This window comes from Proteus mirabilis HI4320, assembly GCF_000069965.1.
Lineage (GTDB): Bacteria > Pseudomonadota > Gammaproteobacteria > Enterobacterales > Enterobacteriaceae > Proteus > Proteus mirabilis.
Map to the genome: position 1 here is coordinate 78,833 of NC_010554.1, position 24,262 is coordinate 103,094.

21 protein-coding genes and 1 pseudogene are annotated in these 24,262 nt (G+C 37.8%); 4 read left to right on the forward strand and 18 right to left on the reverse strand.

Translation table 11 applies throughout. From position 1 onward, the window contains the following. Positions 1-111: 111 nt before the first annotated feature. The 3 genes from phoB (at position 112) to brnQ (ending at position 3,952) form a co-directional block, all read left to right on the forward strand. The gene (gene phoB / locus PMI_RS00250; protein ID WP_004249004.1) at positions 112-801 is read left to right on the forward strand and encodes a phosphate regulon transcriptional regulator PhoB; all 690 of its coding nucleotides are present in this window, start codon (positions 112-114) and stop codon (positions 799-801) included. Positions 802-824: 23 nt separating this feature from the next. Continuing rightward, positions 825-2,117, forward strand: a complete 1,293-nt coding sequence (gene phoR, locus PMI_RS00255; protein ID WP_004245160.1) for a phosphate regulon sensor histidine kinase PhoR — start codon at positions 825-827, stop codon at positions 2,115-2,117. 497 nt (positions 2,118-2,614) lie between these two features. Continuing rightward, entirely contained in the window at positions 2,615-3,952 is a 1,338-nt protein-coding gene (brnQ, locus tag PMI_RS00260) for a branched-chain amino acid transport system II carrier protein (protein ID WP_012367452.1), read from the forward strand. Between the two features lie 59 nt (positions 3,953-4,011). On the opposite strand, the gene PMI_RS00265 is transcribed toward brnQ, so the two are convergent. The 9 genes and pseudogenes from PMI_RS00265 to PMI_RS00305 all read right to left on the reverse strand — a co-directional run bounded on the left by PMI_RS00265 (position 4,012) and on the right by PMI_RS00305 (position 12,549). After that, positions 4,012-5,298 carry a type II toxin-antitoxin system HipA family toxin gene (locus PMI_RS00265; protein ID WP_012367453.1) on the reverse strand — a complete coding sequence of 429 codons (1,287 nt, stop codon included), beginning with the start codon at positions 5,296-5,298 and terminating at the stop codon, positions 4,012-4,014. Further along, the gene (locus tag PMI_RS00270; RefSeq protein ID WP_004245158.1) at positions 5,288-5,581 is read right to left on the reverse strand and encodes a helix-turn-helix domain-containing protein; all 294 of its coding nucleotides are present in this window, start codon (positions 5,579-5,581) and stop codon (positions 5,288-5,290) included. The genes PMI_RS00265 and PMI_RS00270 overlap by 11 nt, the downstream gene beginning before the upstream one ends. Before the next feature lie 387 nt (positions 5,582-5,968). Continuing rightward, complete coding sequence (locus PMI_RS00275; RefSeq protein ID WP_012367454.1) at positions 5,969-6,895, reverse strand: hypothetical protein; 927 nt, start codon at positions 6,893-6,895, stop codon at positions 5,969-5,971. After that, a complete protein-coding gene (locus tag PMI_RS00280) occupies positions 6,892-7,842 on the reverse strand; it encodes a hypothetical protein (RefSeq protein ID WP_012367455.1) in 951 nt (316 codons plus the stop codon). Before PMI_RS00280 ends, PMI_RS00275 begins: the two co-directional genes overlap by 4 nt. Next, positions 7,839-8,774: pseudogene (locus tag PMI_RS00285) on the reverse strand (hypothetical protein). Before PMI_RS00285 ends, PMI_RS00280 begins: the two are co-directional and overlap by 4 nt. Next, on the reverse strand, positions 8,771-9,706 hold the full coding sequence (locus PMI_RS00290; RefSeq protein WP_012367456.1) for a hypothetical protein: 936 nt from the start codon (positions 9,704-9,706) through the stop codon (positions 8,771-8,773). The pseudogene PMI_RS00285 and the gene PMI_RS00290 overlap by 4 nt, the downstream one beginning before the upstream one ends. Further along, positions 9,703-10,653: a hypothetical protein gene (locus PMI_RS00295; RefSeq protein WP_012367457.1), complete on the reverse strand. Its 951-nt coding sequence runs from the start codon at positions 10,651-10,653 to the stop codon at positions 9,703-9,705. The genes PMI_RS00290 and PMI_RS00295 overlap by 4 nt, the downstream gene beginning before the upstream one ends. A 21-nt stretch (positions 10,654-10,674) precedes the next feature. Further along, a complete protein-coding gene (locus tag PMI_RS00300; protein ID WP_012367458.1) occupies positions 10,675-11,601 on the reverse strand; it encodes a hypothetical protein in 927 nt (308 codons plus the stop codon). A 21-nt stretch (positions 11,602-11,622) separates the two neighbouring features. Then, on the reverse strand, positions 11,623-12,549 hold the full coding sequence (locus tag PMI_RS00305) for a hypothetical protein (RefSeq protein ID WP_012367459.1): 927 nt from the start codon (positions 12,547-12,549) through the stop codon (positions 11,623-11,625). Positions 12,550-13,207: 658 nt separating this feature from the next. Here PMI_RS00305 and PMI_RS00310 point away from each other — a divergent pair. Next, complete coding sequence (locus tag PMI_RS00310) at positions 13,208-13,690, forward strand: DUF943 family protein (RefSeq protein ID WP_012367460.1); 483 nt, start codon at positions 13,208-13,210, stop codon at positions 13,688-13,690. Between the two features lie 171 nt (positions 13,691-13,861). On the opposite strand, the gene ydhT is transcribed toward PMI_RS00310, so the two are convergent. The 9 genes from ydhT to PMI_RS00355 form a co-directional block, all read right to left on the reverse strand. Then, positions 13,862-14,836 (reverse strand): protein YdhT, encoded by a 975-nt coding sequence (gene ydhT / locus PMI_RS00315; protein ID WP_012367461.1) that lies wholly within the window; start codon positions 14,834-14,836, stop codon positions 13,862-13,864. Positions 14,837-14,843: 7 nt separating this feature from the next. Then, positions 14,844-15,641 (reverse strand): thiosulfate reductase cytochrome B subunit, encoded by a 798-nt coding sequence (gene phsC / locus PMI_RS00320; protein WP_012367462.1) that lies wholly within the window; start codon positions 15,639-15,641, stop codon positions 14,844-14,846. Next, a complete protein-coding gene (locus PMI_RS00325; protein ID WP_004252595.1) occupies positions 15,638-16,309 on the reverse strand; it encodes a 4Fe-4S dicluster domain-containing protein in 672 nt (223 codons plus the stop codon). The genes phsC and PMI_RS00325 overlap by 4 nt, the downstream gene beginning before the upstream one ends. Positions 16,310-16,375: 66 nt before the next feature. Beyond that, a complete protein-coding gene (locus PMI_RS00330) occupies positions 16,376-17,089 on the reverse strand; it encodes a YdhW family putative oxidoreductase system protein (protein ID WP_232504899.1) in 714 nt (237 codons plus the stop codon). A gap of 18 nt (positions 17,090-17,107) precedes the next feature. Then, the gene (locus tag PMI_RS00335; RefSeq protein ID WP_004245150.1) at positions 17,108-19,210 is read right to left on the reverse strand and encodes an aldehyde ferredoxin oxidoreductase; all 2,103 of its coding nucleotides are present in this window, start codon (positions 19,208-19,210) and stop codon (positions 17,108-17,110) included. Positions 19,211-19,262: 52 nt separating this feature from the next. Further along, positions 19,263-19,892 (reverse strand): ferredoxin-like protein, encoded by a 630-nt coding sequence (locus PMI_RS00340; RefSeq protein ID WP_004245149.1) that lies wholly within the window; start codon positions 19,890-19,892, stop codon positions 19,263-19,265. Between the two features lie 614 nt (positions 19,893-20,506). Beyond that, entirely contained in the window at positions 20,507-22,267 is a 1,761-nt protein-coding gene (ggt, locus tag PMI_RS00345; protein WP_036894229.1) for a gamma-glutamyltransferase, read from the reverse strand. A 302-nt stretch (positions 22,268-22,569) separates the two neighbouring features. Further along, complete coding sequence (locus PMI_RS00350; RefSeq protein ID WP_004247207.1) at positions 22,570-23,172, reverse strand: peroxiredoxin C; 603 nt, start codon at positions 23,170-23,172, stop codon at positions 22,570-22,572. A 410-nt stretch (positions 23,173-23,582) separates the two neighbouring features. Further along, positions 23,583-24,170: an acyl carrier protein phosphodiesterase gene (locus tag PMI_RS00355; protein ID WP_004245145.1), complete on the reverse strand. Its 588-nt coding sequence runs from the start codon at positions 24,168-24,170 to the stop codon at positions 23,583-23,585. Positions 24,171-24,262: the final 92 nt, after the last annotated feature.

Below are 24,262 nucleotides of genomic sequence, written 5' to 3' on the forward strand. Positions count from 1 at the left end.
TTACCTTAACAATGACACTGTATTCCAGTATTGTCATAGTCAGTCATAAATCTGTCATAAAAGTGCCTCATAATCATTATGACCCTCTATATAAATAACACAGGATAGAGTATGGCAAGGCGTATTCTTGTTGTTGAAGATGAAACCGCAATTCGAGAGATGATCTGTTTTGTATTAGAGCAAAATGGTTTTCAGCCTATTGAAGCTGAGGACTATGATACTGCATTGAGTTTTCTGATTGACCCTTACCCTGATCTGGTTTTATTAGATTGGATGATCCCCGGAGGCTCGGGTATCCAAGTGATTAAACAGATGAAGCGTGAAAATAATACCCGTGATATTCCTATTATTATGCTAACAGCAAAAGGGGAAGAAGAAGATAAAGTCAAAGGTCTCGAAACAGGCGCAGATGACTATGTGATTAAACCTTTTTCGCCTAAAGAGCTGGTGGCTCGGGTAAAGGCTATTTTACGACGATTGTCACCGATGTCGGCAGAAGATGTGATTGAATTTAATGGATTAAGTCTTGATCCTGTTTCACATCGAGTTACCAGTCAAGATAAACCCATTGATATGGGGCCTACCGAATTTAAACTTCTCCACTTTTTTATGACCCATCCCGAACGTGTATATAGCCGAGAGCAGTTGCTAAACTATGTTTGGGGCACCAATGTTTATGTCGAAGATCGTACTGTCGATGTACATATTCGTCGATTGCGTAAAGCTATAGAGCAAGATGGCCATGACCGAATGATACAAACGGTACGAGGAACGGGATATCGTTTCTCTGCTCGATTTTGAGTTGATAAGGGAGTAATTAACTGGTGTTAGAACGACTCTCATGGAAAGCCCTCGTGTGGGGGCTATTTCTATTTTGTTTACCTGCCTTTGTATTATCACTATTTATCGGCCACCTTCCTTGGTTGCTCGTGGTCTCATTACTGAGTGCCTTGATATGGCACGCCTATAATTTAATGAAATTATCTAAATGGTTATGGCTCGATAGATCAGTATTACCCCCAGAAGGGAAAGGGGGCTGGGAGCCTATTTTTTATGGTATACGACAAACACAGCAACGTAACCGTAAACGCCGTCGAGAATTAGGTGATTTAATTAAGCGTTTTCGTAGCGGGGCGGAGAGCCTACCAGATGCCGTTGTGATGATCACTAATGAAGGAAATATCTTTTGGTGTAATAGTCTTGCTCAGCATCTTCTAGGCTTTCGTTGGCCTGATGATAATGGACAAAATATTTTTAATTTATTGCGCTATCCCGATTTTTTACATTATTTCACCGTCGCCGATTTTAGCCGCCCTTTAACTATTGCATTAAATAATGGTGCTATTGTTGAATTTCGGGTGATGCCTTATGCGGATGATCAACGTTTAATGGTTGCTCGCGATGTGACCGAGAAGAATAAGTTAGAAAATTCGCGACGTGATTTTTTTGCTAATGTGAGCCATGAATTAAGAACACCTTTAACGGTTATTCAAGGCTATCTTGAGATGATGGAAGAGAATACCGCAGAAAACCCGGCTGAACATAAAGTGATTAAGACCATGCAAGAGCAAGCAAAGCGTATGGACTTATTAGTACAACAACTGTTACAGCTTTCACGTATTGAATCTGCGCCTCATATTGATTTGAACACGGTTGTCGATATGCCTGCGCTATTAAGCGTGCTTGAGCATGACGCGCACTCATTAAGCCAAGAACAACAAAATATCATCTTTGATATTGACCATAAATGGGCTGTTCGTGGTAATGAAGAGCAATTGCGTAGTGCCGTATCTAACCTTGTCTATAACGCCATAAATCATACCCCTGAGGGTACGACTATTCGCGTGAGTTGGAAAAAAGTACCACAAGGTATGTTGTTTAGTGTGTCAGATAATGGGCCGGGTATCAGTGCTGAACATTTAACGCGCTTAACCGAACGTTTTTATCGTGTAGATAAAGCGCGCTCCCGCCACACAGGTGGTACAGGGCTTGGATTGGCGATTGTCAAAAAGTCCTTACAACATCATCACTCAATACTGAATATTGAAAGTAAAGTCGGTGTAGGAAGCACTTTTTCTTTTATCATGCCGCAAACATTGTTAACAGAAAAAAAATAATTTCGTTTTTATCCTTATTTTATTAGTACCTTTATTACCTATTTTTAAAAGAGGTGATAAAGGTATTTTTGTCATATACCCATCAAATCAATATCAATAAAATCTAATATCGTAGCGTTAAATTTTAATATTATTAATTAATGGGAACTTTAATTGATGGCTAGATTGCTGTTTGGTGAGTAAAAAATATACAAATCATATCGGGGATAATTGGCGATATATAACAGTTATCACTGGCCTGAAAAAATACTTTAGATGATTATTCTGCTTTTTAGATCAGCTATTGCCTTTTTTCATTATAAAAGTTTTACTTGTGAGCAGTTATCGGCGCTTTTTTCTATTTAATATGTAATTGCTCTGTGTAAAATGGTTATTCTTAAATATTATTCTGAATAACCCATCATGAAGCAAAATAGATACTGCTGATATTTTTGTTGTATTTACTTTATATAGTAAATGTAAATTAACCATCTAATAACGATATATTAACAAATCTTATGGCACATCGATTAACTTCCAGAGACATTCTGGCATTAGGTTTTATGACTTTTGCTCTATTTGTTGGAGCAGGGAATATTATTTTTCCCCCGATGGTGGGGTTGCAATCAGGGGAGTTTGTTTGGACTGCGGCCATTGGTTTTTTGCTAACCGGAGTTGGCTTACCTGTGCTAACAGTGGTGGCATTAGCGAAAGTGGGAGGGGGAATTGAAGCATTAAGCACCCCCATTGGTAAATCTATGGGACTTTTATTAGCAATAGTCGCTTATCTTGCTGTCGGCCCTTTATTTGCCACCCCGCGAACCGCAACGGTCTCTTTTAAAGTTGGCATTGCCCCTTTAGTGGGTGATAGTGATATTGCCTTACTTATTTATAGTGTTATTTACTTTTTAATTGTTATCGGTATTTCACTGTATCCGGGAAAATTACTTGATAGTGTTGGTCACATTCTGGCACCGATTAAAATTTTAGCCTTAGCTGTATTAGGTTTAGCTGCGCTATTTTGGCCAGCAGGAACGCCGATCCCCGCTACACAAGCGTATCAAGATATGGCATTTACCCAAGGTTTTATTAATGGCTATCTTACCATGGATACGTTAGGCGCGATGGTCTTTGGTATTGTTATTGTCAATGCGGCCCGCTCAAGAGGGATTGATAATTCGTCTTTATTAACACGTTATACTATGTGGGCGGGAATTATCGCGGGGGTGTTATTAACGGCGATTTATCTTAGTTTATTTAAGCTTGGTTCTGCTAGCGGCAGCATTATTCCAGAAGCAAAAGATGGCGCAGATATTTTACATGCTTATGTGCAACATACTTTCGGTAATTTTGGTAGTTTCTTTTTAGCTCTGCTTATTTTCTTAGCTTGTATGGTGACAGCGGTAGGTTTAACTTGTGCTTGTGCGGAGTTTTTTAGCCGCTATTTGCCTATTTCTTATCGTACATTAGTATTGATTTTGGCTGTATTTTCCGCGGTAGTCTCTAATCTTGGTTTAAGTAAACTGATTGCGTTCTCTATTCCTGTTCTGGTGATGATTTATCCTCCTTGTATTGTGATTATTCTGATGAGTTTCACTTTACGTTTTTGGCATAATCCAAGCCGTATTATTGCCCCTGCAATGGCAATAAGCTTATTTTTTGGCATTTTTGATGCCATTAAAGCGTCCGATCATTTAAAACATTTATTACCGGATTGGGCGGCTAAATTACCATTAAGTGAGCAAGGATTAGCGTGGTTAATTCCTGTATTAGTGACTATTGTTATATGCGCTATTTACGATAAAGTAGCTGGCTCACAACATAAAAAAGTGATCCACTCTGGGATAAACAAATAAGCTAAAATACATTAAATTAAAATCTAAAAGGGAAACGGAAGTTTCCCTTTTTTACGAAATTAAAGTAAGTGTTGATTTTCTTTTAGGCGATTAGTAAGCGTTTTATCAATATCAGCACGAACGGAATTTGAAACGTCATACTCTTTAGCTAACGATGAGAATTGACTAATAATATCAACAGTATGATGGATATACGTTTGTGCTTGTTGCCAACTTTCAAAACCAGCTATTTCTGCAAGATGTTTGATTATGTTTAATGGTGGTTGTTTTCCATATCCACCGAATGATGTGATATGTTCATTCCTTGGATTGGGATTATAAGTGACATCATAAAAAGGTGCAGGCTCCCAATGTCCATCGTCATACTGTAGAAAAGACCAATTTTTACTATGATCATCTTGATTAGAAGCGAATAAATTAAAAATAGCTCGCCTAAACTGAAGCTGCCCGGCTGAAATTGATTTACATAATACACGATTTACTTTGATCAAATCTTCGTAATCTAATGAAGGTAATCTAAAGTCAGCATCTAATAAGCCACATGCACTGTGCATGATTAAACAGCCTGATTTACCCGAACTATTTGTGACACGATCAAAACGTTTTAGGGCTAACCAAGATTTGCCGTGACTGCTTTTAGGTACATCAATAAGTTTCCATTGTGGAGGATTAAGATCTAATTTGCTTGCTAGAGTGAGATAGATTGCTTCACATAAACCTTCATCATGACCAAGAGGTAAGTTCTGGGACGTAAATTTGATCAACCATGATTCATCGCCTTGTTCTTCATATGTTTTGCATTGGTTAAAATCGCCCTGTTTAAAATAGAGCAATGCTTTAGGTCTCGCGCCTCCGGAGCTACCAACAATAGCAAGTTCAGATAAAACAGTTTCTGTTTGCCCATCAAATACCGCTTGAGCATCTAAGCCTAAATTAATCAAATCAACATCAAAATGTTCATTTGTTTGATAGTCAGAGAGGGGTAAGTAAGACAATCCACTCATACCTTTATTACCAACAAAAGCTAATCTGTCCATTGTTGTAATTTCATGTGGTTGTATACCGTGTTGGCGAAAAATTCTATCTTGTAATAATCGACCCCATCCATCAGGTAGACTATCAGAGAAAAGCCCATGCAAGTTACCATGAGGTTTTTTAGGTGCAATTTGTAAATCTGTATTATTTTTCAGATTAAAAGGAGAACTATTGCCAAATTGTGTTAAATAGTGAGCATCGTATTGAAAAAATACACCATTATGATTTTGAGCTAATGTTCCCATCAAAACTTGAACACCTGTAGACAACGTCCGGGTTACATTTAATTTTTTTATTGGCTTAAAATTCATCTTGTAATACCTCTTCAATGGTTCTTGGTATACGAGGCTTATTGGCTTTTTTAGGGTCAACAACGGCATAAAGGTTATTTAAATCATCAAGACACTGCCAAAGTAACAGTAGTTGTCGTAATGAAATTTTGCCTTGTAACTCAAATTTTTTAATTGTTGATGCAGGGACGGTACTGCGCTCGGCAAGATGTTCCCGAGACCATTTTTCTTTTTCTCGTCGTTTTCGTAAATGAGTAGCAAAAGCTCGACTAACATCAATATCGGTAAGTAATGAGAGTTTCATTATTAGCTCTAAACATAAAATGGATACTATAATGTCCAATTATAGCATGATATGGCATAATTGGATATTATAGTGTCCATTTTTACAAGCTAACTTCTGTGAGGATTTTTACTAATTATAAGCATTCAGTAAAATTATTCATTGCAACGGGGTGTTGTTTTTCATCTAAATAGTAGTAAGTACTCACCACAATATTATCTTCACCTACAAAAGTTATATTAAACTTAGTTTTAACTTAATAGCACAAAGTGGAAAAATAAATTTTATCCCGCTTAATTCGATGTGTACCTTTGTAGGGAAAACTGGAACTTAATCTATAACAATGAGTATACAACTACCAGAACACCATAAGCGTAAACAGGTCATTCCGTACCTTCCTTATCAATTTTACGCATGGTGTTTTTTCTCCTGATCAAGCTTTGCCAGAATCTGTTCGACCTGTTGCTCAAAATCAGCAGGAAGTGGGTTTTTACCAAAAGATAAAAAGGGCTTACGGGCTTGGTAATCAACCGATGAAACGGCATCTCGACCTTGTTGCATATAGGCATTAAGGAAAGTGATAAAACGGTGGTTTTCACTGTCAGTACTGGTTAGGAAACTGGAGTAATGGGATACATTGGGGCGATAGAGGATCGTTTTTAATTGGCCTGTTTTTTCATTAATGCCATATAGTTTAATTGCCAACATATTGCCCGCATAACCAAATTGCGCCTCTTTATAGCGGGTTAAACGTACTTTTCCCATGCCATAGCTATACAGTATTCCTCTTTGCCTATCAGCAATAAGGTATACAGGAGGCGTAAAGAAAGAGAGATAGCCAAATAGCCATAAAAAACCGGGGAAAAAAATTAGCCAGCCAATGACGAGGTATTTATCATATTGGCTATCAATAAAAAATTCACCGGAGTTATACGCTTTTATATACTCCCACCAGCTAATTTTTTCTGTTTCCCAAAAAGGTTGATATTTTAAAATAGATTTACGCTCAATCTCATTTAATGCGTTAATATCTTTATTATTTTCAAATAAATATTGAGACATGCTTTCTAGCTCAGCTTTGGCTCCAATATGCCCTTCCATAAAATTAAATAATGTATAACAAGCCATAACTAAAAGAACGATAAAAAAGGGTATTGTATTGGTGAGTTGGCTATTGCGCTGTGGTGAGTTAATCACACAACGCTGTTGATTAACTGCCTTTAAAAATACCAGTTTTTGAGGTGCTAAAGGATCATCATAGTGATGACTTTCCGCAACTAATGGTGTGGTTTCTAATTGCTCTGGGTGCTTTGATACAGTGCGTAAATTGGTCATTCTGTACCTTCCTTATCAATTTTACGCATGGTTTTTTTCTCCTGATCAAGCTTTGCCAGAATCTGTTCGACCTGTTGCTCAAAATCAGCTGGAGGTGGGTTTTTGCCAAAAGATAAAAAGGGCTTACGGGCGTGGTAATCAACAGGCGAAACTGCATCTCGACCTTGTTGCATATAGGCATTAAGGAAAGTGATAAAACGGTGGTTTTCACTGTCGGTACTGGTTAGAAAACTGGAGTAGTGGGACACATTGGGGCGATAGAGGATCGTTTTTAATTGGCCTGTTTTTTCATTAATGGCATATAGTTTAATTGCCAACATGTTGCCCGCATAACCAAATTGCGCCTCTTTATAGCGGGTTAAACGCACTTTTCCCATGCCATAGCTATACAGTATTCCTCTTTGCCTATCCGCAATAAGATATACAGGAGGCGTAAAGAAAGAGAGATAGCCAAATAGCCATAAAAAACCGGGGAAAAAAATTAGCCAGCCAATTATTAAAAATATTTCTGCTTGGCTATTACGGCTAAGCTCACCGGTATAATATGCCTTAATATAGACCCATATACTTATTTTCCCTTTGTTAAAGTATGGAACATATTTATCTAAATATTTTGGAGGGCTTTTGCCTTGTTCATTATATGAGTCATAAATTCTTTTGTTATAATTAATTGTATCCTGAAATGTATACATTTTAGATGAGTGCCTATCCATAAAACCCCAAAATGTATAACAGGCCATAACTAAAAGTACGATAAAAAAGGGTATTGTATTAGTAAGTTGGCTATTGCGCTGTGGTGAGTTAATCACACAACGCTGTTGATTAACTGCCTCTAAAAACACTAGTTTTTGAGGTGCTAAAGGATCATCGTAGTGATGACTTTCCGCAATTAATGGTGTGGTTTCTAATTGCTCTGGGTGTTTTGATACAGTGCGTAAATTGGTCATTCTGTACCTTCCTTATCAATTTTACGCATGGTTTTTTTCTCCTGATCAAGCTTTGCCAGAATCTGTTCGACCTGTTGCTCAAAATCAGCTGGAGGTGGGTTTTTGCCAAAAGATAAAAAGGGCTTACGGGCGTGGTAATCAACAGGCGAAACGGCATCTCGACCTTGTTGCATATAGGCATTAAGGAAAGTGATAAAACGGTGGTTTTCACTGTCAGTACTGGTTAGGAAACTGGAGTAATGGGATACATTGAGGCGATAGAGGATCGTTTTTAATTGGCCTGTTTTTTCATTAATGCTATATAGTTTAATTGCCAACATATTGCCCGCATAACCAAATTGCGCCTCTTTATAGCGGATTAAACGCACTTTCCCCATGCCATAGCTATACAGTATTCCTCTTTGCCTATCAGCAATAAGATATACAGGAGGCGTAAAGAAAGAGAGATAGCCAAATAGCTATAAAAAACCGGGGAAAAAAATTAGCCAGCCGATAATCATCAATATCTTAAACTTATCATTTCTGTAAATTTTATCCGTATAGTAATCGATTAAATATGTTCCGATACTTATTTCCTTAACTTTCATATATGGCAAATAGTTTGATAACCCTATTGGTAAGTTATCAACACCATATTTTTCATTAAAATAGTTAGAGTTATCTTGAAGGGTAAAATAATTTGATTTATGGTTTTCAATAAAACCATACAGTGTATAAACGGCCATAACTAACAGTATGATAAAAAAAGGTATTGTATTAGTAAGTTGGCTATTGCGCTGTGGTGAGTTAATCACACAACTCTGTTGATTAACTGCCTCTAAAAACACCAGTTTTTGAGGCTCCAAAGGGTCATCATAGTGATGACTTTCCGCAATTAATGGTGTGGTTTCTAATTGCTCTGGGTGTTTTGATACTGTGCGTAAATTGGTCATTCCGTGCCTTCCTTATCAATTTTACGCATGTTTTTTTTCTCCTGATCAAGCTTTGCCAGAATCTGTTTGACCTGTTGCTCAAAATCAGCAGGAAGTGGGTTTTTACCAAAAGATAAAAAGGGCTTACGGGCTTGGTAATCAACAGGCGAAACAGCATCTCGGCCTTGTTGCATATAGGCATTAAGAAAAGTGATAAAACGGTGGTTTTCACTGTCGGTACTGGTTAGGAAACTGGAGTAGTGGGACACATTGGGGCGATAGAGGATCGTTTTTAATTGGCCTGTTTTTTCATTAATGCCATATAGTTTAATTGCCAACATATTGCCCGCATAACCAAATTGCGCCTCTTTATAGCGGGTTAAACGTACTTTTCCCATGCCATAGCTATACAGTATTCCTCTTTGCCTATCAGCAATAAGGTACACAGGAGGCGTAAAGAAAGAGAGATAGCCAAATAGCCATAAAAAACCGGGGAAAAAAATTAGCCAGCCGATAATCATCAATATCTTAAATTTATCATTTTTGTAAATTTTATCCGTATAGTAATCGATTAAATATGTTCCGATACTTATTTCCTTAACTTTCATATATGGCAAATATCGAGATAATTCTTTTGGTAAGTTATCGATACCATATTTTTCATTATAATAGTTAGACCTATATTGAAGGGTAAAATAATTTGATTTATGGTTTTCAATAAAACCAAACAGTGTATAAAAAGCCATAACTAAAAGTACGATAAAAAAAGGTATTGTATTAGTGAGTTGGCTATTGCGCTGTGGTGAGTTAATCACACAACGCTGTTGATTGACCGCCTCTAAAAATACCAGTTTTTGAGGTGCTAAAGGATCATCGTAGTGATGACTTTCCGCAACTAATGGTGTGGTTTCTAATTGCTCTGGGTGTTTTGATACTGTGCGTAAATTGGTCATTCTGTACCTTCCTTATCAATTTTACGCATGGTTTTTTTCTCCTGATCAAGCTTTGCCAGAATCTGTTTGACCTGTTGCTCAAAATCAGCAGGAAGTGGGTTTTTACCAAAAGATAAAAAGGGCTTACGGGCTTGGTAATCAACAGGCGAAACGGCATCTCGGCCTTGTTGCATATAGGCATTAAGGAAAGTGATAAAACGGTGGTTTTCACTGTCAGTACTGGTTAGGAAACTGGAGTAGTGGGACACATTGGGGCGATAGAGGATCGTTTTTAATTGGCCTGTTTTTTCATTAATGCCATATAGTTTAATTGCCAACATGTTGCCCGCATAACCAAATTGCGCCTCTTTATAGCGGGTTAAACGCACTTTCCCCATGCCATAGCTATACAGTATTCCTCTTTGCCTATCAGCAATAAGGTACACAGGAGGTGTAAAGAAAGAGAGATAGCCAAATAGCCATAAAAAACCGGGGAAAAAAATTAGCCAGCCTAGGATAAGATATTTGTCATATTGGCCATCTATAACAAAATTACCTGAATCATAAGCCTTTATATACTCCCATAAACTAATTTTATCTTTTCCAAAATAAGGTTTATACAATTCAATTAATTTTGCTGATAGCATATTTTGTTCTTTTTTATGGCCATATTTTTCCTCTACATGTTTGGCCATTATTTCAATGGAATTTTTAGTAGCAATATGATTATCAACAAATCCGAACAACGTATAAAAGGCCATAACTAAAAGTACGATAAAAAAAGGTATTGTATTAGTGAGTTGGCTATTGCGCTGTGGTGAGTTAATCACACAACGCTGTTGATTAACTGCCTCTAAAAATATTAGTTTTTGAGGTGCTAAAGGGTCATCATAGTGATGACTTTCCGCAATTAATGGTGTGGTTTCTAATTGCTCCGGGTGTTTTGATACTGTGCGTAAACGGGTCATTCTGTACCTTCCTTATCAATTTTACGCATGGTGTTTTTTCTCCTGATCAAGCTTTGCCAGAATCTGTTCGACCTGTTGCTCAAAATCAGCAGGAAGTGGATTTTTGCCAAAAGATAAAAAGGGCTTACGGGCTTGGTAATCAACAGGCGAAACGGCATCTCGACCTTGTTGCATATAGGCATTAAGGAAAGTGATAAAACGGTGGTTTTCACTGTCGGTACTGGTTAGGAAACTGGAGTAGTGGGACACATTGGGGCGATAGAGGATCGTTTTTAATTGGCCTGTTTTTTCATTAATGCTATATAGTTTAATTGCCAACATATTGCCCGCATAACCAAATTGCGCCTCTTTATAGCGGGTTAAACGCACTTTCCCCATGCCATAGCTATACAGTATTCCTCTTTGCCTATCAGCAGTAAGGTACACAGGAGGCGTAAAGAAAGAGAGATAGCCAAATAGCCATAAAAAACCGGGGAAAAAAATTAGCCAGCCAATGACGAGGTACTTTTCATATTGGCCATCAGTAAAAAATTCACCTGAATTATAAGCCTTTATATAATCCCAATAATTTATATTTTTTTTCCCAAAATATGGTCTGTACGTGTTTACATATTTTAATGTAGGCGCATCTAAATTAAGTTCATTACTATATTTAGCCTCAACTTTTTCGACCATACTCTGAAAATGTCTTTTATAATTTATATGTTCGGAAATAAAACCAAATAATGTATAAAAGGCCATAACTAAAAGTACGATAAAAAAAGGTATTGTATTAGTGAGTTGGCTATTGCGCTGTGGTGAATTAATCACACAACGCTGTTGATTAACAGCCTCTAAAAATACCAGTTTTTGAGGTGCTAAAGGATCATCGTAGTGATGACTTTCCGCAATTAATGGTGTGGTTTCTAATTGTTCAGGGTGTTTTGATACTGTGCGTAAACTGGTCATTCCGTACCTTCCTTATCAATTTTACGCATGCCGTTTTTTCTCCTGATCAAGCTTTGCCAGAATCTGTTCGACCTGTTGCTCAAAATCAGCAGGAAGTGGGTTTTTACCAAAAGATAAAAAGGGCTTACGGGCTTGGTAATCAACAGGCGAAACAGCATCTCGGCCTTGTTGCATATAGGCATTAAGAAAAGTAATAAAGCGGTGATCTTCAGTATCACTACTTAATAAAAAACCTGTGTAGTGAGAGACATTGGGACGATATATATGTATTCCTAGCTCACCAGTTTCAGGATGTATATAGAATAATTTAAATGCTAACATTTTACCGGCATAACCGAATTGAGTATCTTCATAACGGGTTGCCATCACAATGCCATCTACATAAGAATATAAGATCTGTCGTTTTCTATCAGCCACCAAATAGGTCATTGGCACAAAGAAAGCAAGGGAGCTTAAGATATATAATCCACTGGGAAATAAAACTAACCATGCGAGGACAAAATATTTGTCATCTTCACTACCTACAAAAAATTTACCTGAATTATATGCTTTGATATATTCCCACCAACTTATCTTTTCCTTTCCAAAGAAAGGTTTATATTTATTTATATCCCTAAGTACAACGCGATCGTTCCCTGTATAATAGGTACTATAATTTTCAATTTCTTTAATATTATCTTCTAAAGTATATTTTGTAATAATATGTCCTTCAATAAAATTAAATAGGGTATAAAACATCATTACTATTAATACCAAAAACATCGGGACAGTATTCGTGAATCGACCATTGACTTGTGATGATTTAATCTTACATTCTTGGTTGTTGATACTTTGTAAAAATACGAGATCTTTTGGCGGTAAAGGGTCATCATAGTGATGGCTTTCATCTATTAAAGGGGAGGTCTCTAGTTGTTCAGGAAAGTTAGATATCGTAAATGGATTACTCATTATTCCATATCCTCATCATGAATACAGCCATATATTTTATCGTCGGGGTTGCCGTTTCGGTAACGTAGTGGTGCTATTTTCCTTTTAAGATGATCTGCTCAGTAGGTGATAAATCAAAGCTCCATAAAGTAAGCTAAGAAAATTTAAGTTGCCCAAATCACTTTGGTCTGAATTCGTCTTGAAAGCAGTTTAAACTATCTAAATATTGTGCGACGAGGCAGAGAAAGATAATATTTGCTTTTTTTATCCGCTCTGCATAGATATCATTTTTTGCATAATCTATAAATTCACTAATATTATGTGTTAGGTTGAGAGTTTTATAATACTCGATTGTACGTGAAATTGTCCACAATAGAGTATTAAAGTTCTCTATGTAACACATAAATATTGACTAGGTTGACCTATAGATTGAAAGTACACATAATTTTTCTTTAATACAGTGAAAAATGTTTATTGCTTAATCTTATGCTGTGCTAATATTGTTTTATTGACCATTTTAGTTCACAAGAAAAATATATGACTGTTGTTTTAACTAATGCATCAATTTTTAATTATGCCCAGGTGAATGCCAGCACAATAAATCAAAGTGATTCCTTACCGAGTGAAATAATTATATTATAATAGCAACTATTAATATAAAAATTCGGAGTCCAAAATAATGGCTTTTAAATATAAAATAACAATAATCATATTTTTGCTATCTTTTATTTTTTTTGTAGTGTATGAGTTTTTTATTCCCGTTAAAGTTATGGGAGTACATAAAGATACGTATACCACCTCTATTCTGGTTGAGAATTTTCCGATAACTGATTATGGAAAAATAATATGGTGGAAAAACAATCAAGATGTTTTAGATAAAAAGTATGATTTATTTAAGGATAAAAATAGTTTATTTTTGATTTCTATATGGAATTACGGTGATGGATATTTAGAAGAAGGAAAATACGATCGATTATGTTTTACTGAAATTAAAAGTAACAAAAAATGTATAGAAAAAGATAAAGTGATGTCAATAATGTATTCTTTAAATGAAGAGGAAATTAGGATCGGTAATTCTGCATATATTAAAGATAAAAATGGTTCTTTTATAAAGAAAGACAAGGATGCTAATACAACTATCACAGTAGTCCCTAATGCATAACTTGGTCACAAGTGGTGATAATAGCTTATTCACATTTTATGCTTAAAAATATATTTTGCTGTTTATATTAAAAATATAACGCTAAATCTTTGTGAAACAATGCGAAGTTATCGTGTTTCGTCTCCATGTTTGCCCAATAGCTTCTATGAGAATTTTTTATTAATTATTGAGTTAAGTAATATTATCCATTGCAACTGGGCGCTGTTTTTCATCTAAGTAGTAGTGAATGCCGGCCTCAATATTATCTTCACCTTCATAGAAAACGTTAAAGCGGGTACGTTTTCCATCGTGATAGGCAATCACAGCACTACCGCCTTTTCCTAAGCAAAATTGCTGAAGATGCCCTGTTGAGATACACACGCTGTTATCCCCAGATACAGAGAGTGTGCAGTTATCACCTGTGTTGATAGCAATGGCGTTATCGCCAGTAACAGTAATATGTGCTAAATCACCAGTATTGGTTATTTTTGTACGGGATTGAGTCGCATTAATAAAGTTTCTTATGCCACTATTGGCAATATGCGCCCCTTGACCAGAAGCGTAAATTTTAACATCGTTGCCACTATTACAAATACGAGAGCGTCCTCCTAAGCTACCAATACGACATTGATCTGCCGTATTACTGATCTTTCCAGCAAATCCGCTGTTGATTAATTGGTTACTATAACCAGTGTTAGCAATACTGTTTTCATCACCGGATAAGGCGACAATATTATCACGACCACATAATGCAAGGGCGGTGTTAAATTGTTGGCTTTTGACAATCAGTTGATGCCATTCGGTGGAAAACTGGATGTTTTCGTCGCTAGATTGCGGTTGGTGATAGGGTAAACGTTGTAATGTCACACCGGTTTGTTTTTCATTGCCTAACAGGGACAAGATGTTTTCTATCACTTCTTGTTCCTGTTTGGCAAAAGAGGACTGACTAAAATGACGCAGATAAATATATTGAATTAAGCTTTCTATCCATTGTGTTTGACGTTGTTTTATCAATTCATTATGGATAGCACGGTAAGTACCTCCATGGGGAAAATAACGCAAAAACCAACGATAAAGTGAACTTGAAACATGCAGTTGGCGTAAGTCTTCTTTGGTTAGTGTGATATTTTCCTGTGAAGGGACTGACATATAAGCTCCTTGATCCATCTATTTATTAGTGTCTATGGTAGCCGTCAACCATACTGCGAAAGGTTTGGAATGGCGTTCTTCCGGTGGTACACAGGTAAAGGTGACCAAAGATAAAAAAGACACTACACACGGCTAGTATTTGGTGAATTATTAATAACCAAGCTTTAAATAGCACAGCATCAGCAGGGATAAACATGGGATTTTGCAGTAAGATCCCCGTGATTAAAAGTAATGGTACTAATGCATACATCACACCTAAATAAGCCATTTGTTGCAGTGGATTAAATTTAACCTTGGGAGTGGCTGGAAAAGGATGATCTTCCCCCTTAATAATGCCGTAAAGATAAAAACGTGTTTGCATTAATACTCGTTGCAACCAGTTTTTACTGTCAATACGGTAAAATTTACCATTGCCACTAACAAGATTAATTAATACAAAGGACAACCAGCATACTAAGAGTAGATAACCACAAATTTCATGCACATTGACGAGTAACGCCGTGTCATGTGCCGAGAGTAGGGCGAAATGGTTAATCCCGCCACTGAGAAGGAGTAAGATAAATAAAGTTGCATTACTCCAATGCCATAAACGTACCGCTTTTGAGTAAAGATAGAGTTTCTCTTCTTGATGATGCTCTCCATGGGGTGTGGCAAAGCGGTAACGTAAAAAACCATGAAGTGCGAGTACAAGTAGCATGCCGACAAATAATACGCCGGCAACAATTAACCAAAGTGGTAAATAGTCCGGTGTATAGATTAAGACATACTGTTTGAGTGAGGCTTGAAATTGTGCTGCATTTGGCATGATATTTATTGCACTCATACGTTATCTCCCCCTTGTACATGAGGTCCAACACGTCGATAAAGATGCGGTTTTCCTACTCCATCAAGTTGATAGAGATAGTAGTCATGTGTTTTTAGCCATTGCTGAATTTGTGGGCTATCTTCTCTACCAAAGAGTAGGGCGTTTTGTGGGCAAGCGCTGACACAAATCGGTGGGAACCCTTTTTGTAATCGAGACTCAAGACAAAAGTCACATTTATCAGCAACATGTGTTACGGGATTAAGATAACGAACTTGGTAAGGACAGGCTGATATGCAATAACTACAGCCAATACATTTCTCTTTATTAACGCGAACAATACCATTGCTTTCATCGCGCCAAGATGCGCCCGTAGGACAAACCGAGATACAAGGAGCATCTTCACATTGCTGACATGAGTGTCTAAAAAAATGGTACTTATCGTTATCTTCTTTTAAGCTTAATGGAATGTGTGCAATATCCATTCGCGCCATTCCGGTTGGTACTTTATTTAATCGACGGCACGCTGTGGCACAAATATTACAGCCATTACAGCGTGTTTCGTCATGGATCATGGCATAGCGTATCGGTTTTTTATCTGTGGCTGCCGCTAAGGCACTCCCCAGTGGCGCACTGAAAAAGATCACAGAACCTATACCTGCTACAAATTTACGGCGAGAAACACGCATTATTTTTGCTCCTCAATCTGATGCTGTTGTAATACCCACAGAACATTTCGTCGACAGGGTAGAGCACTAAGGATTTTCATATTGTTCTACCTCCAGCCATTCTGTTAATCCTCTCGCCTTGCCATAACTCATTAGGGTGCTACTAAATAGGTAAGGGGCATTGTTAGAGGCGAATATTTGCTGAATATCTTGAAAATCAGGGTGAGTTTTCATCAGCGTCAATGCATCGTCTATTTCTGCAGCGGTGTAATAAAAAGGCTCCAACATCAACATGCTTTGCTTCAATGGTCGAGGGTAGGTTTCGCATTCAAAGCGAACTAAACCTGCAATGGCAGTACAAATATCGGTATATCTATTGAGAAGCTGTAATTGTGCATAGTTATCTGACATAACAGTGTCAGAATAGAAATAATCCTCACCATTATGTGTTAAATAAGTAATATCAACGAAAGTGTCCTCTTTCAACGCGACTCTTAATTGCATTACCTCTTCTTCAGAGAGTGAATAAGGCGCATCATACAGCGTGGAAATAGCTAATAGTTCACCTTCTTTTGAACATTGACGGATTGCATTGGCTAGGTGTTGTTCAGCCGATAATTGCGCGATATCTTCAATTTGCTCTTCTGTGGTATCCGTTAAGGTGTGAGTACCATGCCCAATACCTCTCTCTGATAACGGCAATAGCCAACGACGAAGAGAAATATCCGGTTGTTCTAAAGTAATATCAGCATCATGAGCAATATCAGGTGGTATAGAGGCTGATGCATTCTGTTTATTCATCATGATCTCCTTTACCTATTAATTGGGTAATAAGCCACGTGATGCTAAATCGTCAGCAACATCTTGTAATCCAAGGCGTACTAAAGTTGCTTTTGTTGGACAGCCTAATTGTGGATCCCAGCCCATTTCTTCATAAAATAGGGTGAGAGAGAGTTGCATATCTTCTCTATCCATTTTGTCTGTCCCTTCCGTAAAGACAGGAATATCAGGATCTTTATCAAATACCCATGAACAGATTTGGTCATGCTCATTACGCATATCCATTGTGTTCATTAACTTAACCGTGTAAGCACGATGTAAAGTGAAGATGCGTTCTGAGGCTAAATCAAGATCTTGAGAAGTGGTTGGTTCACCGGTAATGGCAGTGAAAAATTTTGCTTCCATATCTAAATCGCCACGATAGTTGCGGCTTTTATGAGGTGATACGGTCATTGGCCATACCCAGTTACATAATGTCACGGCATCATGTAGGCAACTACGCAAAATGGTCCATTTGGTATAGGCGATTTTTGCTTTATTAATCGGCGTGTAGTTTTTGGTTTCATCAAAAGCATCACCAGAGCCAAATAGTTCACCTGCAATCTCTTTTTGTAATTTTAGCGGTAAACCACTACCGATATAGTTGATATGAGTATGTGTCATCGCATCGCGGTTAAACATACAGTTGACGATGGAGCCTACTTGAGCAGAAGCTTCATTTGCATGGTGAATAGGGAAACCCATCGGTGACCAAAGTTTATTTTTCTTATTACCCCAATATTCCTCACCTAAATTCCAGCGTTGTGCAATTAAATAAGAGCCATCAGCAAGGTGACTAAATTCACCTTTACGATGGGCTAAGCGGTAATAGAAATCTTTGATAAATGCGGGATCACCTTCTTCAAGTTTATCCCAAGGAATATCGTTATACTCTTCTTCAGAAAGAACGCGTTTAAAAACGCCGTGGGTATAGCAATAAGTAAAGTCACGATGAAGCTGACCGTAGTTGCACCATAAGCCCATATCATCAAAAATATTGAGGCCGACAAGATTACCAACAACATTGGCATCGCCTTTTTTCTCAATATCTTTCGGGCCATTAGGGAAAATGGTGGTATGAACAAAGTTGGCGACACAAGTGTTTCCGCCTGTTTGAGGTACGCCAAATTTTTTTGCTTGCGGGACATTAAGTTGTGACATACAGCGAATAGGGCATGAGTGGCATCCCCCCATTTTTACCGTGTATTGTTCTGCTTCTGGGCCAAGATCGAAGGTTGATTTCATGGTTCTAAAGCCGACAGTATTGGCATTGCCCGGTGGGATCTCCCCTGTTTCAATGGGGCCACCTTCAGCCGCTCCCCAATAAAGCCCTTTACGTGCAGTCCAGCGTGAACCCGGATGTGAATACTCTGCCCAAGATTGCGGGGTACTTGGTACAACGTGATTATTATTTGCGCCAATGAGTTGTGTCATCATATAGTCGTTAAGCTCTTTTAACGCTTTACGATCGGCAACATTAACGCCACGGCTTCCTTCAACCACAATCGCTTTTAATTTTTTAGCACCAAGTACGGCACCAATTCCAGCACCACCACTGTGGTTACGACTATTGATAAGTCCTGAAAGAGGGACAAGGTTTTCACCTGCAGGGCCAATAGCAGCAACACACGCTTCAGGGCTTGTTTGAGCACAAAGTTCTTCTGTTGTTTGACGAGTTCCTTTTCCCCATAAAAAAGAGGCATCTTCAATGGAAACTTGGTCATCATCAATATGGATCCACACGGGGTTATCTGCCTGACCTTCAATGATCAACGCATCATAGCCGGCAAATTTCATCCATGCGGCAAAAAAGCCTCCCATATGGGCATCAACCACTAAATTACCGCGAGTAAAGGTTGAAAGAGAGGTGATATTGACGCGAGAGCTACAGGGTGCGCCTGATCCTGTTAGCGGGCCTACCGCAAATACCACTTTGTTTTCTTCATCAAAAGGTTTTACACCGGGTGCAACTTCTTCATACATAATTTTGTAGCCAAAGCCCATACCACCAATTAAGGATTTGTATTGGCTTGAGCTTTCGCGAGAGATGGCACCGGTAGTTAAATTAATTCTTAGTATATTGCCAGTCCAGCCGTTAATCATAATATTGCTTCCTAATCTAAAGAGGGGTCAATGAGGTGATTGCTAAGAAAAATCAAACGGTAATTTCTTTCCATTCAATAATGTGCAATGCCCCTGTTGGGCATGCTGAAGCGCATTCACCACATAAATTACATTTACCGGATTTTTTCGTTTGTGGATTGACGGTTGCCATCATCCACGGGCAAGCTGTTGTACAAGCGGCACAGCCGATACAACGACGAGTATCAACGACAATACAGCCAAACTCTTCTTGATAACGGATAGCTTTTACTGGGCAGACGTTCATACACTCGGGTGTTTTGCATTGGCGACAAGTATCAGTGGTAAAGTTTAAGTCGCCATATAAGCCCCCTCCAGAGCCAATGCCTTTATCACCAAAATAGAAATGACGATGGATTTTAGTACGGGAGAAGAAAGATCCAACGCTACCATCATTCCATGTTGTACATGCTGTTTCACAACGATGACAGCCAGTGCAACGGGCACGATTAGTCACTAATACACCTTTAGGTGTGGTTGTCAGTTGAATAACGCCACTGTCTATTTCTTCTTGCTTACAACCTAAAAGAGAAAGTAGTGCGGGTGCTATGGTGATCCCTGCCAGCCCTTTACCGGATATTCGCAGAAACTCTAGTCTTGATAGTCCAATATCTAATATAGGACGATGATGTGTATCAGACATTAATATTTATCTCCGCTTAACTAATTTAAATAAGAAATAATTTGTGATGATAAATGTGTTCTTTTCTCTACTTGTTTTTCGTTGTATATAAAATATAATAACGATTGGTTTAGAATAGATATAATAGTTATCAACACTTTTTATTACTGAAAATAGCTTGTGGTGAATTGTTAAATATTTGTATTTACAATATGTTACATTCGGTTTTTACGTATTTTTCATTAACCATTATGATATTGTGGTTATTGAAAAATTTATTCTGTGACTGCAATCATAGAAATAAAATTAATTATCGTTAGTTAAAAAATTAAATTAAGTGATTATTGTTCTTATCTGTAATTACGAAGGATAATTAATATTGTTTATATATATTCTATTATTTAAATAGAATATAAAGACATTTGTTCTTATATTACGTTTGAAATTATTATTTTAATGGTAAATTGATATTTAATATTAATTATTTATTTAATGAAAAATGAATCTTGATTATTATTAATAAAAAAAGATATTAATAAATTGTAAAACAGTGACGAGATCATTTTTATAAAAAAAGAAACCTTGTCTAATAAAGAGAAGGTTTCTTTTGCCAATGGTATTATATGACTTTATGGTTAGTAGCCCACGGCTTTACCTGCTGGACGTCGAACATCATTTGAACCATAAAGATAACCTTCGCGTATCGCCCCTGAAACAGCAGAATCATTACCTGACGAAGCAGGGATCACTCCTTGTTCTCCTGGAAGGCCGACCATAATCAATTCAGCCGCGCCCCATGGCGTTTGTTCGACCATTTTATATCCCATGGCAGAAAGTTTTTCTAAGGTATCTTTTGATAATCCTCGTTGTTCATAATAAACCTCATCAGGTAGCCATTGATGATGAATTCGAGGGCTATTGACGGCTTCTTGGGGGGACATACCAAACTCAATAATATTAAGTGCCGTTTGTAAGGTGATTGAGATAATACGAGAGCCTCCCGGTGAGCCTAATACAAGAAAGGGTTTGCCATCTTTAGTCACAATGGTTGGACTCATTGAGGATAGTGGACGTTTTAATGGGGCAATACTATTTCGTTCACCTTGTACTAAGCCATAAAGATTTTTCTCGCCAACTTTAGTTGTAAAATCATCCATCTCATTATTGAGGAAAAAGCCAGTCCCCGGGGCGATAACGACAGCACCAAAACGACCATTGATGGTGTAAGTGGTTGAAACGGCATTACCATCTTTATCAATCACCGAATAATGTGTGGTTTCAGGGCTTTCATGAGGTGCAATACCGGGTTGTACTTTTTCTGATGGGGTGGCTTTATTCGGTGTAATTTGTTGGCGAAGCTCTGCGGCGTAGGCTTTACTTAATAACTTTTCTGTTGGATTGTTTATAAATTGCGGATCGCCAAGAAAGGTGTTTCTATCCATATAAGCATGACGCATAGCTTCTGTGAGCGTGTGAACATATTCGGCAGAGTTAAAACCCATCGATTTCAGATCGTAGCCTTCTAAAATATTCAGTGTTTGGCAAATAGTGACGCCCCCTGAACTGGGAGGAGGAGCAGAGATAAATTCATAACCTCGATAAGTACAGGTAATGGGAGGTGTTTCGGTAATAGTGAAGTTCGCAAAATCTTCTTTGGTTAATAACCCATTATGCTGTTTTGAAGCTTGTTCTACTTTTTTAGGGATTTCCCCTTGATAGAAAGCATCAGCACCTTGGTTGGCGATAAGTTCAAGTGTATTGGCTAAGTCTGTTTGAATGAGGCGATCGCCAGGCTGCCATGGTGTTCCATCAGGCTTTAAGAAAATTTTTGCTGATTCAGGATCTTGTTTAAATCGCTCTGTGGTGGTGTCTAATACGTCAGTATCAGCACGGGTTAAAATATAGCCTTCTCTGGCTAGTTTAATAGCGGGAGCCATCACTTCTTGGCGTGAAAGAGTGCCATATTTTTCTAATGCTGCATCAAGTCCTTTCACTGTACCCGGCACCCCTGAGGCAAGATAGCCGTATAGGCTTGCCTCTTTAATCAAGTTACCGTCTTTATCTAAATACATATTTTTAGACGCTGCCGTAGGCGCCGTTTCTCGAAAATTAATAAAGGTATTGGTGCCATCAGCAAGGTGTATGGTCATAAAGCCACCACCGCCAATATTTCCACAACAAGCATTTACCACAGCTTGTGCATAGCCAACAGCAACAGCTGCATCAATGGCATTCCCTCCTTTTTGTAAAATATCTTTCCCTACTTGTGAGGCTAAATGTTGTGAAGAGACCACCATACCTTGTTGTGCTTCAACCGCTGGCTCATAGGCGGCATAGAGTGCAGGTGAAAAAAGTGTGGTAAGTAACAGCAGGTGCGTTTTTTTTATAGTAATCATGATTATATCCATTAATAACAGTGGGTTAGTTTCAATAGAGATAAGTGAAAGTAGGTGTGTATACGCTAGTATTAATGTGGTTAACAATTACGTAACAATAAGTATAGAGAGAAGTTATTAATGACGAGAATTTTTTTTGAAGAGATGATCACAAAATCATCTTTAAGCGAATAAATAATAATGTTATGTACAAATAGTAATCTTAATAAATTGAGTTGAAAGGCAAAAGAATAGATGGAGTATTAATAAAAAAGCCTGTTTTCACAGGCTTTTAGCAAATATTTGTTTAGCTTACTGGAATATTACAGTTTGCCTGAGTTCGCTTTCAGATATTTAGCAACACCGTCTGGAGATGCGCCCATACCTTCTTGGCCTTTTTCCCATTGTGCAGGGCAAACATCACCGTGCTCTTCGTGGAATTGTAGTGCATCAACCATACGGATCATTTCGTCAATATTACGGCCTAATGGCAGGTCGTTTACCACTTGGTGACGAACGACACCTTCTTTGTCGATTAGGAATGAACCACGTAGTGCAACACCCGCTTCTGGATGTTCGATACCGTATGCTTTAATGATATCGTGTTTGATATCAGCAACCATTGGGTATCTTACTTCACCAATACCGCCATCATCGATAGCTGTTTTACGCCATGCGTTATGTACGAATTCTGAGTCCATAGAAACGCCGATGATTTCAACACCACGTTTTTGGAACTCTTCAAAACGGTGATCAAATGCAATCAGTTCTGAAGGGCAAACAAAAGTGAAGTCCATTGGCCAGAAGAAAATAACCGCAGGTTTGCCTTTGATAAATGAATGCAGGTTAAAATCATTAACAATTTCACCGTTACCTAAAACAGCAGCTGCTGTGAAATCTGGGGCTTTGCGAGTAACCAGAACCATAATGTACTCCTGTAAATTGAAAGAGTTTATACTCGTCATATTTCAAGTTGTCGCGTTGTTGACTGCGTTCACTCGAACTATTTAGAGTAAATTTAGGGGATACCCTGTTTTTAAATTTAGGGTGATGCCCTGTTTTTAAATGATGTATACAGCATAAATAATCAATCGTTATTGATAAAATCATACAGAACAATCTATTTGATAGGTTATAACGATGAACTTTATACAACAAAAATGACTTATTTATGACTCCTTGTATAACTATCTATTCTAATCAACTTTATAAATGAATACTACGCTTGTTAACGGATCGTTACCAATAAAAAGATAAATTGACGTAGTCTCTGTTTGCTCGATTCAATGTAATGCTTAACCATGACAAACAGATGAATAAAAAGAGCCTTAATGTATCAGTCATCCAGCTGATGATGTTGTGCTCTTTCTAACAATTGTGGATAAAATTGCCAAAAAATCTCACTTAACTCTTTATAATGCGTTTCTAGTGCAATATAAGAGCCTGCAAGCGCACTTAAACGCGGTCTTCTTTTTGCCATGCCTTTTAACGTCTGTGCTATATAAGTTTTATCAGCATAACGAGTCAACCACGCTTGGGGCCATAAATATTCATTGAGCTCTTGAAATTTTTCCGGAGTTCGCCATAAATCCGGTTCAATGGTATTGCGCACATAAGTAACAAATTCCAAGAGCGGTATGTCAGGTTCAAATTTATCCCAATGTAGTGAGAGAAAATGATCCCAAAATATATCCAAAGTAATGGGTGCAACGCGGCGGTATTCATTCGGAAAAAGTTGTCGAGCTTGTTTAACTAATGGATGAGTATCAGTCAGCACATCAATACGCCTATGCATGCGAATGCCGTCAATTACCGCTTGGCTGTAATCGTTACTCGGCGTACCTTTTACATAGTCCGCCATCATATTGCCTAATAAGGAGCTTTTCGCTCTAAAGGCGAGGTGTAAGTGAGCAAGATAGTTCATTGTACTATCATAGCGCTTTTTAAATAAAAAAGTGCTTCTTTGTTGCACTGATTAACATGCAGCACTAGACTAGTGCGCCTGTTTTTTATGAA

Coding starts and splice junctions, on each gene's coding strand:
- ggt (WP_036894229.1), bottom strand. CDS start 22,267: ATGATTACTATAAAAAAAACGCACCTGCTGTTACTTACCACACTTTTT.
- PMI_RS00335 (WP_004245150.1), bottom strand. CDS start 19,210: ATGATTAACGGCTGGACTGGCAATATACTAAGAATTAATTTAACTACC.
- ydhT (WP_012367461.1), bottom strand. CDS start 14,836: ATGGATCAAGGAGCTTATATGTCAGTCCCTTCACAGGAAAATATCACA.
- PMI_RS00355 (WP_004245145.1), bottom strand. CDS start 24,170: ATGAACTATCTTGCTCACTTACACCTCGCCTTTAGAGCGAAAAGCTCC.
- PMI_RS00295 (WP_012367457.1), bottom strand. CDS start 10,653: ATGACCCGTTTACGCACAGTATCAAAACACCCGGAGCAATTAGAAACC.
- PMI_RS00290 (WP_012367456.1), bottom strand. CDS start 9,706: ATGACCAATTTACGCACAGTATCAAAACACCCAGAGCAATTAGAAACC.
- PMI_RS00270 (WP_004245158.1), bottom strand. CDS start 5,581: ATGAAACTCTCATTACTTACCGATATTGATGTTAGTCGAGCTTTTGCT.
- PMI_RS00275 (WP_012367454.1), bottom strand. CDS start 6,895: ATGACCAATTTACGCACTGTATCAAAGCACCCAGAGCAATTAGAAACC.
- PMI_RS00300 (WP_012367458.1), bottom strand. CDS start 11,601: ATGACCAGTTTACGCACAGTATCAAAACACCCTGAACAATTAGAAACC.
- PMI_RS00310 (WP_012367460.1), top strand. CDS start 13,208: ATGGCTTTTAAATATAAAATAACAATAATCATATTTTTGCTATCTTTT.
- PMI_RS00325 (WP_004252595.1), bottom strand. CDS start 16,309: ATGCGTGTTTCTCGCCGTAAATTTGTAGCAGGTATAGGTTCTGTGATC.
- PMI_RS00350 (WP_004247207.1), bottom strand. CDS start 23,172: ATGGTTCTGGTTACTCGCAAAGCCCCAGATTTCACAGCAGCTGCTGTT.
- PMI_RS00330 (WP_232504899.1), bottom strand. CDS start 17,089: ATGAATAAACAGAATGCATCAGCCTCTATACCACCTGATATTGCTCAT.
- brnQ (WP_012367452.1), top strand. CDS start 2,615: ATGGCACATCGATTAACTTCCAGAGACATTCTGGCATTAGGTTTTATG.
- phoB (WP_004249004.1), top strand. CDS start 112: ATGGCAAGGCGTATTCTTGTTGTTGAAGATGAAACCGCAATTCGAGAG.
- PMI_RS00305 (WP_012367459.1), bottom strand. CDS start 12,549: ATGAGTAATCCATTTACGATATCTAACTTTCCTGAACAACTAGAGACC.
- phsC (WP_012367462.1), bottom strand. CDS start 15,641: ATGAGTGCAATAAATATCATGCCAAATGCAGCACAATTTCAAGCCTCA.
- PMI_RS00280 (WP_012367455.1), bottom strand. CDS start 7,842: ATGACCAATTTACGCACTGTATCAAAACACCCAGAGCAATTAGAAACC.
- PMI_RS00265 (WP_012367453.1), bottom strand. CDS start 5,298: ATGAATTTTAAGCCAATAAAAAAATTAAATGTAACCCGGACGTTGTCT.
- PMI_RS00340 (WP_004245149.1), bottom strand. CDS start 19,892: ATGTCTGATACACATCATCGTCCTATATTAGATATTGGACTATCAAGA.